Genomic DNA, 14,447 nt, shown 5'->3' on the forward strand with positions numbered 1-14,447 from the left:
TGTGCACCCGGCGCGACTCTTATTTTTTAAGAAATGCCTAGACTTTGGTCTGTATCACTCGTCTCGCAATTCCGGAATTTGCCCGTTCAGACAAAACCCTTCATTTCTTAACGTTTTGATTTCAAATCCAAAATCATACTGGTTCAGCTTCTTTCGTAAGTACCCGATGTAGACATCGACCACATTTTCGTTACCGGACCCTTCGACCGCCCAGAGCGCGTCAAATATCGTTTTTCGCGCCAGGGGTGTCTCTGGGTGTTGCACAAGGAGCGCCAACAGTGAAAATTCGCGGTCGGTCAGAGCGATGGATTTTTCGTCAAGTTGCAAGGTCTTCGTTTTTGTCGACATATGCGCGGGAGGCGGATTTTGTGCCAGCGCCCGATGCTCCTGAACCCGCAGGCGGGCTACAAGCTCATCAAAGTGGAAGGGTTTGACGATGTAGTCATCCGCGCCCGCCTCTAAACCTGCCGCGCGGTGTTCAACGTCTGACAATGCGGATAACATCACAATTGGCATTTTGACCCCGGCGGCACGGGCTTTGCGCACAAGATCAATGCCACTATCCGCGCCCAGCATGACGTCCACAATGGCGCCCGCGTATTCTTCCGTGCTCAGATAGTGTAGCGCCCGATCAGCCCGGTTCTCGGTTTGCGCGTCATATCCGTTGAGGGCAAGGCCGCGAGCCAGCGCGGAGGTAATTTGCGGATCGTCGTCAATAATCAAAAGGCGCGGGTTCATGGGCTTATGACTCCACCAATCTTGGCAGACATACACGGACTTCTGTGCCCGGTGCTTCTGCCAGAGCGCATCTGCGGGGGACGGGGCTGATCACCGAAATCTGTCCCTTATGCTCCTCGACAACCCAACGGGCGAGGGCGAGCCCGACGCCAAATCCTTGTGTTGTCCCGGGATGCGCCCCTTGGCTGAAGCGGTCAAAGAGCCCGGCCTGCTCATCCGGTTCTATGCCCGGCCCATTGTCGATCACGCTGATCGCCAGATGATCCGCCTCTTGTTCGCCAGCCAGTTTGATCTTTCGTCCAAGTCGCGCATGGCGGATCGCATTGCGGATCAAACTCACCAGCACCTGCCTGATCCAGTTCTGATCACAATTCAGCGTGGATTTCGGGCAGCGCGATACTTCCAACTCCATGCCAGCATTGTCGATCTCTGCCTCGATTTCCGCGACGACGCCGTCGATCAATTGCCTAAATTCGATCTCTTGCAGATCAAGCTTTAGTTGCCCGCTGTCCGATTGCGCGATCCGCAAAAGATCATCGATGCGTCGGTTCAGCCGCGCAGCGCGAGTTTCAATGGTGTCAAAGGCCGTTGCCGCTTCGGGCGAGGCCTTGCGCCCGATCTGAGCTTCCATGAGAATGACCGTCAATGGCGTGCGTAGCTCATGACTGACATCTGCAAAGAGGCGGCGACGGTTTTCGTCGATCTCTTCCAGCTTTGCGTTGGCCGCGCGCAAATCCCGGGTTTGGCTTTCTATGGTCTGTGTCAGTTGAGCCCACTCCTGTTGGAGGCGCGTTTGCCGATCGGACAACGCGGCGGCCATGTTGTTGGTTTCCTCTGCCAGCCGCCCGATTTCATCCATGCGGGTCACCGGTAACTTCACAGTAAAGTCTTCTTTACGTATCCGGTTTGCGGCGGCGCGCAGCTGATCAAGCCGGGCAAACTGAGGCCGCACAAGGCCGAAATAGAAGCCGGCAACCAGAAAAACCGCCAACCCTGCGATGACCAGTGCCAGAAGCACCAATTTTTTTCGCAGGTCTTCAATGCCGGTCAGGATGCCATTTCGAAACAGGATTTCGGTGTTTACAGCCTGGCTGAGCAAAGGGTCAAAACTGGCTGCGAAACTGTCGATGTAGGCTCTGAGGGAGGCCGCGTCATCAGATTCCGCCCGCAACCCATCGACCGTGTTGGCAAGCATTGCCTGCATGCGCGCAAGACCAAGTGACTGGGTGCCATAGCGTGATTGAGCATCCAACCCCAAAGAGCGCGCAGCGGCAACGGCAGCTTCAGTATCTTCATGTAAGACTTTAAAAGTGTCAGACAGTTGATTGGTTATAGAAGAAATTCTATCCCGGCGCACCTCCGTAGGTTGATTTGTTTGAACCATTTCGGTCGAAACAACAAGGAACGTCGCAGCTTGTTGGGATAACGTGGCATATCGTGCCATGCGGTTTTCCGACGCCAGCGCCGTATCCAACCGGTCCGCCACCGCGTTCAGACCGAGATAGAGTATAAGCGCTGTCATAAACGTCCCTGCGCCGAGAACGGCAGCGCCCGCGCCAAGACGTGTTTTCAACGACAAGGAGGGGGATGCTGGAGGCGTCATGACCCGGCTCCGGCAGGTCGCGCATAGCGGATCGTTAATCTGAGGTTTACCGACTTTAGTCTATGTTTGAGCCGCAAACGTTCAAAAACAGGCAAAACAGGACGGGCAGAACCATGATCGAGCTTCTTTTTATTGCATGCATGACGACAGCACCTGATGAATGTCAGGAACGCAGTCTCATGTTTACCGATGTCACCCCCATGCAATGCATGATGGGTGCGCAACCCGAGTTGGCGAAATGGGTAACGAGCCACCCGAACCAGCAGATAAAGAGCTGGCGCTGCAAAGCGATTTCCTTTGCGGAGAGAGACGCCTAAACGGGTCATCACGTTTTCCGCTGCATGAGGCCGCGCGCGGGGTCATAGCCCCACATGGCCGCGAGGCCAAAGAAAATCGTCCAGCCAAGAACCCACCCCAACGCGGGCAGGTTCAGCTGGAGATAGAGCGAAAAGCGGATGAATTCGACCACGTGCGTGAAAGGGTTGACCGCACAAATATCGCGCAATAGCGGTGAGCTTTCTGCCATCTTCCAAAGCGGATAGAGGGCCGATGACATGAAAAACATCGGGAAGATGACAAAGTTCATCACACCGGCGAAGTTTTCTAGCTGCCGGATGAAACTCGACATGACAAGCCCAAGTGCGCCCAGCATCATCCCGCCAAAGATCAGGCTTGGCAGAACGGTGCCGTACCCCCAGGGCGGCATGGTGATCTCGAACAGGGCGGCAATCGCGAGAAACGTGTAGACCTGCAGGATTGAAATTGCGGTGGAGCCAAACAAGCGGCAAAAGAGCAGCCACCAGCGAGGAAACGGGCTGGTAAGCAGCAGCCGCATTGATCCCATTTCACGATCATAGACAAGGCTCAACGAGCTTTGCATCCCATTGAAAAGCAACACCATGGCGCAAAGGCCCGGCACGATATAGGTCTCGTAGGTGATGTAGGTTTGATAGGGCGGGATGATCGACAAACCCAGAGCTGCGCGAAATCCGGCGGCGAAAATCAACAGCCAGACGAGGGGGCGGACAAGGGCCGCGAGAAACCTTTCTCGCTGATGAACGAAGCGCAGGAATTCGCGGCCGACAATCGCACGGGCGACACCCCAGAACCCGGTCATGCTGCCTTCTCCGTTTGTGAGAGAAACCAGTCCTTAAGAGGGGTGTCGCCCCTGATTTCCCCGCAAGGGCCGGTAGCCAGAATCTCGCCCTGATGCAGCACAAGAAGTTGGTCATTGTCTCGCACTTCATCGGTCAGGTGCGTGGTCCAGAGCACACAAAGGCCCTGATCCGCCAGATGATGGACATGCTCTGTGATTGCCGCGCGCGCAGCGGCGTCCAGACCAACAGTGGGCTCGTCGAGCAGCAGCACTTCGGGGTCGTGCAGGAGGGCGCGCGCCAATTCCATCCGCCGACGGTGGCCGCCATTTAGTGCGCCTGCTTTTTCATCAGCTCGCTCGCGCATCTCAAGGCGATCAAGTGCCTTGTCTATGCGACCGGGTACCTCTGTTCTTGCCAATCCGTGGAGAGCGGCAAAGTAGGACAGGTTTTGCCGAACCGACAGGCTGAGATCAACGGTTGGCTGCTGGAAAACCACGCCGAGTTTACCCAAGGCCTTGCGCGGGCTGATGCGCAGGTCCTCGCCCGCGATCGAGATTTCGCCTCTTGGCGGGACCAGCAGCCGGGTCAGCAAGGCAACCAAAGTCGATTTACCAGCGCCATTTGGGCCCAACAACGCGCAGAATGTCCCCGGTGCGATGTCCATCGATACATTATTCAGCGCCAGTTTGGCGCCATAGTTGAAGCTTAGCCCCGTTACGGACAATCCACCCGCCATACATGCGTCCTTTGAAAAGCCTTGCCGCGAGGTTGCCTGCAAACGACGCCAGCGACAAGCGGCAGCATGCTGGCCTCATCCTAAAGTCTTAGGATATGAAGGGCCACGCTCACGAAGTTTTCATTGCGCGAAAGTGGCGCGATGGCGTAGCGTCGGGCGACTTCGCAGGACTGATCAGATGCTTTATGCAAGACGTGATATGCTGATGTCCGGCAGTGCGACTCTCATTGGTTTGGGTTTGCCTTTGCCGTCACTGGGGCAGGAAATAGACGCGCAGGACGCGATCCACGCTTTTGCAAATGGCGCTGATATTGTGCCGGGCGAGGTTACGCTGATGCTGCCCGACGTGGCCGAGGATGGTTTCAAAGTCCCGATTGAAGTTGCGGCCGAAGGGGCAGAGGCGTTGCTGATCATCGCGCCGAAAAATCCCGTTCCACCTTTGGCTATGGTGCAGTTCGGTACTCTGGCGGCAGACCGTCGCTTCTCAACCCGCGTTCGTCTGGCCCGCAGCCAGGAGATCATGGCGCTGGCACGCATGCCCGGCGGTGCCATCCTTCGGGCGTCGCGTCAGGTTGAGGTCATCGTTGGCGGGTGCGGTGCGTGATGGAATGAAGGAATAACCATGGCCAACGGGGTCAAATCTCGCGTGAAACTGCCCGCGACCGCGAAGGTGGGGGAGGTGATCACGATCAAGACGCTGATCACCCATCAAATGGAGAGCGGCCAGAGGGTGGATGCTCTTGGGCAAACCATTCCCCGGTCGATCATTCACCGTTTCACATGCAGTTTTGAGGGTGAAACAGTTGTCGATGTTGAAACGGGACCCGGCATTTCAAACAATCCATTCTTTGAATTTTCGGTGTGCGTACCAAGATCTGGTGTCTTTTCTTTCGCTTGGCATGACGACGATGGGTCCATCTACACGGCCAGCAGGGAAATTGCGGTGACATGATGTTTTTCGCGGCTTCGGGCCGTGCGGCCCATCTGGCGCTTGCGACCATTGTCTGTGTTGCGGGAACGGCGTCTGGGCAAAACGATCCGGAAGACGACGTTGACGCTGGGGATGTGGAATATGGCGCGTATCTGGCGACGGAATGTGTGGCTTGCCATACACAAAATTCAGGGGCTACCGAGATTCCATCAATTACCGGGCGGAGGCCTGAAGATTTCATCGGTTTGCTTGAGGAATACCGATCAGGCACGCGCGTCAACCCGGTCATGCAGACCATAACGGCGCGCCTTGGCCGCGAGGAGATGAGGGCGCTGGCCGCATATTTCAAGGGCGCTGATTGAGGCACCCATCGGGGAGGGAACAGATGACACTGAGCAGACGGAAATTAATCGGCGCAGGTGCTGCGGCACTTGCGGCCCCGCATGTTCTGGCTGACGGGCATGGGAAACCCAGGGTTGTCGTGATCGGCGGCGGCGCCGGAGGGGCCACCGCAGCGCGCTATATCGCGCAAGACAGCAAAGGTGCCGTTGACGTCACATTGGTTGAACCTTCGCGCGTCTACTTCAGTTGTTTCTTTTCCAACCTTTATCTCGGCGGTTTCAAGGAAATTGAAGATATCGGCCACAGCTACGGGTCATTGGCTGCCCGGCACGGCATCAATGTGATCCACGACTGGGCGATAGATGTGAACCCGGACACCAGAGCTGTCACTCTCGCGGGGGGAGCCATACTGCCCTATGATAAACTCATCCTCAGCCCTGGCATTGATTACGTGGATGGCGCGGTGCCAGGATGGGATATTTCTGCGCAAAACCGGATGCCTCATGCCTACAAGGCCGGGTCGCAGACCGAGCTCCTGCGGGCTCAGGTCATGGCAATGCCTCCGGGCGGGACCTTTGCAATGGTTGCGCCTCCCAATCCATATCGTTGTCCACCGGGACCCTATGAACGGGTGTCGATGGTGGCGCATGTGCTGAAATCCCATAATCCCACGGCCAAGATCATCGTGGCCGACCCCAAACCCAAATTCTCGAAGATGGCACTCTTCGAGGAAGGCTGGGCGGTGCACTACCCCGGAATGATCGACTGGATCGGCGAAGATTTCGGCGGCGGTACGGTTTCAGTTGATCCCGAAAACATGGAGCTGACGATCGACGGTGAAACTACGTCGGTGGACGTTTGCAATGTCATTCCAGCGATGAAGGCGGGCCGAATTGCCGAGATGGCAGGCGCGACGGAAGGCAACTGGGCACCCGTCAATGCAGCGGACATGTCTTCCAAGTCCAACGCTGACATTTATGTTCTGGGGGATGCCAGCCAACAGGGCGATATGCCGAAGTCCGGGTTCTCGGCAAACTCGCAAGCGAAGGTGTGCGCAAATGCCGTGCGTGGTGCCTTGACCGGATCAAAGGTTTTCCCGGCGCGTTACACAAACACCTGCTGGTCTTTGATTGCCGAAAATGACGGCGTCAAGGTGGGCGCGACCTATGAAGCAACGCCTGAGAAGATCGCGCGCGTTGACGGTTTCATCTCGCAACCGGGCGAGACGGCCGATTTGCGCAGGCAGACCTATGAAGAATCTGAGGCCTGGTACAGCAGTATTACGCAAGACATGTTCAGCTGAGATGAGCGCGGAACCAGGTCGTGACGCTTGCGTGAAGGGATGTTCCCGAAAGGTTGCGTTTCGGATGTTTTACATGCCGGATACCAATTAAGATCAAGACTTTAAGCCGTTCCACGGTAGGTGCATGCGCCCGCACCGATTTAGCGATTTGTTAACCAAAGATCAAATGACGTAGCTGGATGAGGGTGCTAGGGTACCACCATAAGGAGAACCCAATGGCTCGAATTTTGTCGTCCGAACGCGGTGTGCAGCCCTCAGATGCTGCAAGTGCCAAGAGCGCTTCGGCCGCCGAACCGCGCGACTGGACCAGAGAGCCTTCGGCGAATTCCGCATTGGCGACCTTGCAGCAGAGAGCAGATCAAAGTGCTGTTGTGAGTCAGTTGGCCCAATGGTCAGGCAGAGAAGCTATTCAGAAAAAACCACAGGAGGATGCGGGCGGCGGCAGCGGTCTGCCGGATCAGCTGCGTGGCGGGATCGAGGCTTTGTCGGGCGTGGATATGAGCGGTGTTCAGGTGCACTACAATTCCGCTGAACCCACCAAAGTTGGTGCCCATGCCTACGCGCAGGGCAGCGCAATTCATCTTGGCCCCGGGCAGGAAAAACACTTGCCCCATGAAGCCTGGCACGTTGTTCAGCAGGCGCAGGGTCGCGTCAAGCCGACCCGGCAACTCAAGGCGACGGGTGTGCAGATCAATGATGACGCAGGCCTCGAAAAAGAAGCGGATGAAATGGGCGCCAAGGCGATGTCTGCGCCTGCACAGGCCAAGGCAATTTCCGGGCGCGCGGGCATGATGGGCAGTGCCGCATCCTCAGGCACCGCTTATCAACGACGCGCGCATGAAACGACCTTTTGGTCGCCCACACGCGGCTTATTCCAGTTGTTGTCTGCCGGACGTGGAAAGCAACCCTTTGCCGGACAGCAGTTACCTGTTCAACGGGCGCTGGACGGCATGGGCATCAGTTCAATGTCAAATGCGGCCTACGCCAACTGGCAGACCACCTTGCAGTGCAAACAGGCACCCCATGGGGCGGTCTCGATCGGAGACCGCACGTTGGTGACGCAATACAAGGCTGCGGGCGATATCCTGCAGCTCTTTCAGTGGCCCAAGTTGTCGAGCAAGACACTTGACCGGGTCAAAGGCGGTCTTGTCGCATTGGAAGGTGCGTTGACATTTGGCGTGGCTCTTGCGGCAGGTGTGTTGTCAGGTGGTGTGGGGGCAGTTCCGGCGATCATGGGGATGATCGTTGGTGGCGTCAAATTCGCGCGTGGCGTTTTGATGGCCATCGAAGTCAAACCTGAGAACAAGGGAACCAAGGCGAAAGTCGTCGATGTGCTACGGGGTCTGGAAGCGGCGGGTGCGCTGGTTGGGGCCGCCCATATAGAGGGCTTCAAACAGCTGCCGCTGATTGTCTTTGGTATCGCCAAGTCGTTGCGGTCATTGGCGACCTTCCTCGCGAATTGCATGGGAGAGGAAACGAATTGGCCGCTGTTGCGCAAAGGGCTGATGATGTTCGCCACTGCGGCCCATGCGGTTGAAGCCTTTGCCCTGATGATCTCGGGCATGGATGCAAGCTCACTGTCAGAGTTCCTGGGCGCTGGCGCGAGCGCTGTGGTTGGTGGGTCGAAAGCTTTCCGGACGGGCATTCAGGCCGGGGAGGCCGCTGATGCCCCCAGCTCCAAAGCGCCCAACAATCAGGCTGATGCCCAGCCTGAGGCGGTGGTTGTGCCAACGCCGGAAACATTGGGGCCGTCAACTGAATCGACCGCCGAGCCCACGGGGACAGACTGAGAAAAATGCCACTGGACCACGTGCAGCGCCTGGCCGGATGTTCTCTCCATGACGGCCCGGAAAAGGCTTGCCCCTGCGTAAATTTCTACCATAGGGTGAGATTGATTTTGAGGCATTGCCACTGCGCATGGCCTGTCGGAAAGGGAATTGCGTGAACGATCTGGCCCATCTGGGACGCCTTCTGATGGCGTCGTTTCTCGCAGTTTTCACCATATTGGTATCCTCAGCCGGCGCTTGCGAAGCGCCTGATGGGGACCATGATCTTGTGGTCGCGATCCGCTCCGCAGAACCCTTCACATTCTCGGGCCCGGATGGCCTGCCACGTGGCTTTGCCGTAGACCTTTGGCATTCTGTCTCGACTGACATAGATCGAACGACCGCCTTCGTCGTTTGTGGCAGTATCGATGAGCAGGAAGCTGGTCTGCGCGGCGGCACGATCGATGTCGTGATTTCACCGCTGACGATCACGGCAGACCGGATGCGGCGCTATGATTTCAGCCAGCAGTATTTATCATCAGGGCTGACGCTTGCTGTTGCGCAATCGGGTGCCATTGATTTCGAGGTGGCGATCGAAACGATTGTCGATACTATTTTTCAACCCACCGTCGCCCGCGCCATCATATTGTTTTTACTTCTTAATCTTATCACGGCTTTCCTGCTTCGGGCGTTGATGCGCAGCGTGCCAGCGGGGCTGAACGAAGGGGAGACCGCAGGACCCATTCGGACCTGGTTGGCCTATTCGCTTGAGGCCGTCGCGCGGACTTCGGGTCTGAAGGGGTTCGGTGACAGCTTCGCGACATTGATGGGCAAGATATTCGAAATGGTGATGGCTGTTGTTGGCACGGCGCTTTCCGCAATGATCCTCGGCGTGATTACATCTGCTTTTGTCGGGGCCATCGGTGAGAGTCCTCCGGTTGCCTCTCATGCGCTGCCAACGATGAAAATCGCGACGTTGCGGTGCTCGACCGCTCAGGAATTTCTGCGTGAGCAATATGTTGATGCCTCAGATAGGATGGATGCGACAAATGAAAAAAAAGCCCTTCTCGATAAGCGCTCAGATTGGCTTGAATGCAACGCGTCAGACGACCATTCAAAGAGCATCTTTACCATGGACGATGACGGGATGGCGGGCGGCGTGGTTCTGACGCGGAGCTGGGATCAGGCCGTAGAACAGCTCTATACGGGTCAGGTTGATGCGGTGCTGGGCGATTGGATCGCGCTGTCCTATCTGTCCCGGCGGTCGCCCTATGATGGTAACGTCACCGTTCAGGGGAGTGTCTACCGCAATGAACCCTATGGCTGGGCCATTTCGCGTGCCAATGAGAGTGATTATCTAAGGCGGGCAATAGATAGTGCGTTGATCGTCCGGATGCGTGACACTGAATGGCGCAAGCGGATTGAAAACACGCTGGGATCGGGGGCGATTGCGCCGAACTGATGGGACACCACCGCGAAATTCCTAAACCGGAGCCACCTGATCTGACGACCCGGTCGTATCTGCTCTATTTCCGATCCGGGCACTATGATCGCCGGTATCCCAACCCGAACATCTCGACGTGGCGCAGGATGCTGGAGTTGCTGCCCGAGCAGGGACATGTGGTGGATTTTGGATGTGGAAACGGCCGGTATCTGCTGCGCCTCAAAGATCATGTGGGTCAGGCAGCCGGGTTTGACATCAATCCTGTAGCGCTGGAAATGCTCTCCGCAAGAGCCAAAGAGTTGGCTTGGCCCGAGCTGTCGGTATTGGGGCCAGACCCGGCCGATCTTGGAACCTACACGGAAACACACGGGCAGGCTGATCTTGTCCTGTGCCTCTTTGGTGTTCTGGCGCATATCGAGGCTCGATCGGATCGGATCATCGCTTTGCGCCAGATGCGTCGCCTGCTGAAACCAAACGAAGGACGCCTGCTCATTTCGGTGCCAAACAAGGCCCGACGGTTCCTTGCAGAACAGCGCGTGGCTGGCGCCAATGCAGCGGGTTTGATCCGCTATACGCGGGATATGAACGGCACCAAGGTCACGCTGCCCTATCAGCTGTTTGATCCGGCACGTTTGACAGCGGAACTGGCAGAGGCAGGTTTTCAGATCGCGAAAATCCGGGCGGAGAGTGTCCTGCCGGAAAGCCTGCTGACAACATATGCGCCGCTGCGCTGGCTTGACAGTCTTTTGACCCGGATGTGCCCGGCGTCGCTGGGATACGGTTTGATCGCTGTGGCTGTGCCATGATCCGACTGCTGGTGTGCTTTTTCCTGTGCGTTTTCTGCCTGTTCTCACCGGCTTTGGCGCAGCGCGACAGATCCGCTGTGGTGCTGCCGGAACAACCGGACGGGCGACTTGCGCATATTCTGCGGCGCGGGACCCTGATCGTGGGGGTCAAGACAGACTACCCCCCGTGGGGCACGCTCGATGCTCAGGGTAACATCATCGGTCTTGAGCCGGATCTGGCGCGGGCATTGGCAGATCGCATGGGCGTGGGATTGGAGCTTGTTGCTGTCACAGCGTCAAACCGGCTGTCGCGCGTCAATCAAGGTGTGGTCGATGTCGTCATTGCGACCATGGGCGACACGGTAACGCGGCGCGCTCAGGCAGGCTTGCTGGAGCCTAGCTATTACTCAAGCGGTGTGGTGGCCTATGGTCCGATCAATCGCGACTATCAGACTTGGGAAGAACTGCGCGACCTGCCTGTATGCATGACCCAGGGCTCTTACTACAACCGTACGCTTGAAGAGACCTATGGTGTAGACGGAAAGTATTTTCCTGCCAACCGGGAGGCCAAGATGGCGCTTTCCTTCGGACGCTGCGTGGGCTGGGCGTTTGATGATACGGCGTTGGTGCAAAGGGTTCTGGCCAATCCTGAAACCAACTACAGCGTTATGGAGGATCGCATCCTTGTCACACCCTGGGCCATCGCCGTGGCCAGCGCAGAGCGTGACACCAGTTGGGGCCGATTTGTCTCCGCCATGATCGGGGAATGGCATGCGACCGGGTATATCCTGGACTTGGAGCGGAAATGGAACATCGGGGAAAGCGCCTACCTTCAGCTATTGAATGCGGCGTGGGCCCAAACCGGACCTGACGGAAAACCGTCGTTTTGCGATGCCAGTCAAGGCACCCTGCCTGCCGAATGTCTGGGCGCACCGCCTTTTCCGCAGATCGCAGAAAAAGAACCACCTCCGGCTTGGATGGATACCCTGCGCAGCAAAACAGGCGTGGATCTGAGGGTATTTCATGATGCTTACAGCCGCGGGCGCCTGATCCGTGGCCTTGGCCTGACACTTGCGCTTTCCGCTGTCGCGATTGTTGGTGCGCTGGCTGTCGGGTTGAGTTTGGGGGTGATGGATGCGGCCCTGAACAGGCGTGGATTTTGGGGCCAGCTGTTGTTGTTGCCTCAGAAGGTTCTGGTGACGATTGCGCGGATGACGCCTCCTATTTTGCAAATGTACATCGTCTTTTTCGGACTGGGGGGTGTGCTGGCGCAATCCTCGCTCATCACGCCGGGTGCCTTCGCTACAGCGGCCGTCATCCTGTCGCTCTACGCGGGGTCAACAAACACCGTCTTGATGTCGCATGCCTTGGCGCAGGAGCGCGGGATACATCCTGAAAAAAATGTCTGGACGCTGGTGCCCGGGGCTTTCATACGGGCGTTTGACGGGTTGGTCGCTGCTTGCGTCAATATTGTGAAAGCGGCGGGCATGGCCAGTGCTATCGCGCTGACCGAACTGGTCTCGACAGTCAATCTGATTGTATCCGAAGGAGGGGATGTCAGCACGTTCATGAACGGGTTGTTGATCTTTTATTTTCTGCTGATGCTGGGCGTCTTGTGGCTTTTCCGTCGCGCAAAACGCTGGATCATCGGAGACCCCCAATGATCGAAATTCTCTACCAGCAAACCGGATATTTTGCCCGAGGGTTCGCCACCAACCTGCTGATTTCGATTCTGTCGATGGGCTTTGGCACGATCCTCGGTGCGGCATTGGGTTGGGTACGGGCAAGGCGAGTCACGGCGCTTGGTCCGTTGTCGCATTTCGGAACCAATGTTTGTCGCAACGTGCCCAGTTTCGTGTTGCTGTTTTACATGGCATCCATGATCCCCAGTGAAGTCGAAGTCGGCGGGGCAATCATGACGGTACCGCTATGGATCAAGGCCACGCTGGCGCTGACATTTCCGGTGATCGGTTTCACGTCCGATCAATCCAAAGGCTACTTCGAACAAAGGCGTGCAGGCGTCACCGGGGCCGGTGAAATATTTACCATTGCCTGGCTGCAATATTTCCTGATCATCATCATGGCTTCTGCCACGGCATCGGTCATCGGGGCGGATGAAATTGTCGGTCGCGCCAACATTGTCATTTCTCAAAACGAAAGCGCGCAGTTTTTGTTGGTCACCTATCTCTATGTTTCTCTTTGGTTTTTAGTGACAGGTTTGATTTTTTCCACAATCGTGAAGATTCTTGCAAAGGCGCGTTAACTTTCCGTTAGGGAAAGTAAGCTTGCTTTTCTTCAACTCCCGGTTACGGTGAAACATACCTATGGTTGAAATTAACCATACTGACCCGACAATTTCTAATCCAGTGGTGGACTTAAGTACCCAATGATCGATCAGGCGCTCCAACTTGTACGTGATCGGTTGAACGATCACCTCAGGACACATTTTTCGGTGCCAGAAGACTTGGTTAGCTTGTCGCCACTGACGGACGCGGAAGGCAAGCTTGCTCAGGCCGCGCGCAACCGTCTTGTGATCTTCCTGACCAACATCGCACATGACGCGGTTCCGCGGTCGCGGCGTGATGGCATTGCCGGGCAATTGAGCCAAGCGCCGCCGCTGCATATGGACGTCTATTTCATGGTGGCCTCCGGGCATGACGCAGATCTTTACGGCGAAGGGCTGAAACTTATCTCGGCTGCCTTGATGTTCTTTCAATCCAAGCCGGTGTTTACGCCCTTGACCACGCCCGAGATGCCGCTGGGGTTGTCGCAGCTGACCGTGGAGGTCAGCAATCTCAAGACCGAGGAGATCGCACAGGTCTGGGCAAATCTCGGGGGGCGCTACACGCCGTCGATCATGTTCAAGATGCGTTCGATCTTGATCGACGCAGGCGCAATCACCAGCGTCGTACCATTGATCACGGCACCCTCTCAGCGCACTGAGCCGGAATCAGTCTGATGGGTTACTCCGAAATACTGCGCCTCACGCTGAACCATGCCTACTTTGGGAACGATGTCCCGCCGTTGAGTGTGTCGCCAAGTGATCCACGCGCTTTCGACCTTGCGGGATGCCTGTTGCGTCAGCGCGGTGCAGTGACCCTCATTCTGCTGGATGACGATCTTGAAGAACGCCCGACGCATGTCGCCTTGACGCTGTCCGCGCAGACCCCACAGGTGATCGAGGTGACCAGAGATGCAGTGTGGGGTGCCGCCGTCCCCTTAACGGTTTCTTTGCAGGCTGATACGGTTCGGTTGAGCGATGCTCCGGCTCCGCCAGCGTCGGAGAATGCGCGCTGTTTTGAAACCTCTTTGGCACATCTGGAAATTGAGATTCCCACAACTGGCCGGCGCGATGTCACTTTCTCCCTGGAGGCGATTGATGCGCTTTGGGCCTATCATCTTACCGGGGCAGACGGCCTGGAGGGGCTGGAAATCATCGACAGCGCCGGCGACGTCACTTTCGAAGACCTCGGTTTGCGCGCATTGCCGGATGGCCGTCCGGTGCGGGTCATCAGATCAACGCAGGCGCTGGCGGCGCGGGCCAGGCCGGATCAGCGGTTTGCCCTGCAAAAGACCGGTCCTTTTGGACCTGAAACACTGATCGCGGTGCTGCCCGCTGCGCGGTCCCCATTCAAACCCATAACGGAAGCTGACGCGTCCATGCGTCTGCAATCCGATATTTTCGTCACGCTTTGGTAAAGG

16 protein-coding genes are annotated in these 14,447 nt (G+C 57.0%); 12 read left to right on the forward strand and 4 right to left on the reverse strand.

Features of this window, described 5'->3' with window-relative positions; translation table 11 throughout:
• Window positions 1-54: 54 nt before the first annotated feature.
• The gene (locus tag Q0802_RS22285) at window positions 55-738 is read right to left on the reverse strand and encodes a response regulator transcription factor (protein WP_298922105.1); all 684 of its coding nucleotides are present in this window, start codon (window positions 736-738) and stop codon (window positions 55-57) included.
• Window positions 739-742: 4 nt separating this feature from the next.
• Window positions 743-2,341 carry a HAMP domain-containing sensor histidine kinase gene (locus tag Q0802_RS22290; RefSeq protein WP_298922106.1) on the reverse strand — a complete coding sequence of 533 codons (1,599 nt, stop codon included), beginning with the start codon at window positions 2,339-2,341 and terminating at the stop codon, window positions 743-745.
• Window positions 2,342-2,454: 113 nt separating this feature from the next.
• Between Q0802_RS22290 and Q0802_RS22295 the strand changes: the two genes are divergently transcribed.
• Entirely contained in the window at window positions 2,455-2,658 is a 204-nt protein-coding gene (locus tag Q0802_RS22295; protein ID WP_298922107.1) for a hypothetical protein, read from the forward strand.
• A gap of 8 nt (window positions 2,659-2,666) precedes the next feature.
• Here Q0802_RS22295 and Q0802_RS22300 read toward each other — a convergent pair whose 3' ends face one another.
• Both Q0802_RS22300 and Q0802_RS22305 read right to left on the reverse strand, forming a co-directional pair.
• Window positions 2,667-3,458: an ABC transporter permease gene (locus Q0802_RS22300; RefSeq protein ID WP_298922108.1), complete on the reverse strand. Its 792-nt coding sequence runs from the start codon at window positions 3,456-3,458 to the stop codon at window positions 2,667-2,669.
• Window positions 3,455-4,174 carry an ABC transporter ATP-binding protein gene (locus Q0802_RS22305; RefSeq protein WP_298922110.1) on the reverse strand — a complete coding sequence of 240 codons (720 nt, stop codon included), beginning with the start codon at window positions 4,172-4,174 and terminating at the stop codon, window positions 3,455-3,457. The genes Q0802_RS22300 and Q0802_RS22305 overlap by 4 nt, the downstream gene beginning before the upstream one ends.
• Before the next feature lie 178 nt (window positions 4,175-4,352).
• Here Q0802_RS22305 and Q0802_RS22310 point away from each other — a divergent pair, with 178 nt between their 5' ends.
• From Q0802_RS22310 to Q0802_RS22360, 11 genes are all read left to right on the forward strand, one after another.
• Entirely contained in the window at window positions 4,353-4,778 is a 426-nt protein-coding gene (locus Q0802_RS22310) for a thiosulfate oxidation carrier protein SoxY (protein ID WP_298922112.1), read from the forward strand.
• Window positions 4,779-4,796: 18 nt separating this feature from the next.
• On the forward strand, window positions 4,797-5,126 hold the full coding sequence (gene soxZ / locus Q0802_RS22315) for a thiosulfate oxidation carrier complex protein SoxZ (protein WP_298922113.1): 330 nt from the start codon (window positions 4,797-4,799) through the stop codon (window positions 5,124-5,126).
• Window positions 5,123-5,467 (forward strand): hypothetical protein, encoded by a 345-nt coding sequence (locus Q0802_RS22320; RefSeq protein WP_298922114.1) that lies wholly within the window; start codon window positions 5,123-5,125, stop codon window positions 5,465-5,467. The genes soxZ and Q0802_RS22320 overlap by 4 nt, the downstream gene beginning before the upstream one ends.
• A 23-nt stretch (window positions 5,468-5,490) precedes the next feature.
• On the forward strand, window positions 5,491-6,750 hold the full coding sequence (locus Q0802_RS22325; RefSeq protein ID WP_298922115.1) for an NAD(P)/FAD-dependent oxidoreductase: 1,260 nt from the start codon (window positions 5,491-5,493) through the stop codon (window positions 6,748-6,750).
• Between the two features lie 215 nt (window positions 6,751-6,965).
• Window positions 6,966-8,540, forward strand: a complete 1,575-nt coding sequence (locus tag Q0802_RS22330) for a DUF4157 domain-containing protein (protein WP_298922116.1) — start codon at window positions 6,966-6,968, stop codon at window positions 8,538-8,540.
• 151 nt (window positions 8,541-8,691) lie between these two features.
• Window positions 8,692-9,978, forward strand: a complete 1,287-nt coding sequence (locus Q0802_RS22335; protein WP_298922117.1) for a transporter substrate-binding domain-containing protein — start codon at window positions 8,692-8,694, stop codon at window positions 9,976-9,978.
• Complete coding sequence (locus Q0802_RS22340) at window positions 9,978-10,766, forward strand: class I SAM-dependent methyltransferase (protein WP_298922118.1); 789 nt, start codon at window positions 9,978-9,980, stop codon at window positions 10,764-10,766. The genes Q0802_RS22335 and Q0802_RS22340 overlap by 1 nt, the downstream gene beginning before the upstream one ends.
• On the forward strand, window positions 10,763-12,409 hold the full coding sequence (locus tag Q0802_RS22345; RefSeq protein ID WP_298922119.1) for a transporter substrate-binding domain-containing protein: 1,647 nt from the start codon (window positions 10,763-10,765) through the stop codon (window positions 12,407-12,409). Before Q0802_RS22340 ends, Q0802_RS22345 begins: the two co-directional genes overlap by 4 nt.
• Window positions 12,406-13,008, forward strand: a complete 603-nt coding sequence (locus tag Q0802_RS22350) for a hypothetical protein (RefSeq protein WP_298922120.1) — start codon at window positions 12,406-12,408, stop codon at window positions 13,006-13,008. The genes Q0802_RS22345 and Q0802_RS22350 overlap by 4 nt, the downstream gene beginning before the upstream one ends.
• A 123-nt stretch (window positions 13,009-13,131) precedes the next feature.
• Window positions 13,132-13,704, forward strand: coding sequence for a DUF4255 domain-containing protein (locus Q0802_RS22355; protein ID WP_298922121.1), 573 nt, complete (start codon window positions 13,132-13,134; stop codon window positions 13,702-13,704).
• Window positions 13,704-14,444 carry a hypothetical protein gene (locus tag Q0802_RS22360; protein ID WP_298922122.1) on the forward strand — a complete coding sequence of 247 codons (741 nt, stop codon included), beginning with the start codon at window positions 13,704-13,706 and terminating at the stop codon, window positions 14,442-14,444. The genes Q0802_RS22355 and Q0802_RS22360 overlap by 1 nt, the downstream gene beginning before the upstream one ends.
• The last annotated feature ends 3 nt before the right edge of the window (window positions 14,445-14,447 follow it).

The sequence above is a fragment of the uncultured Roseobacter sp. genome, from assembly GCF_947495275.1.
Taxonomy (GTDB): Bacteria; Pseudomonadota; Alphaproteobacteria; order Rhodobacterales; family Rhodobacteraceae; genus Roseobacter.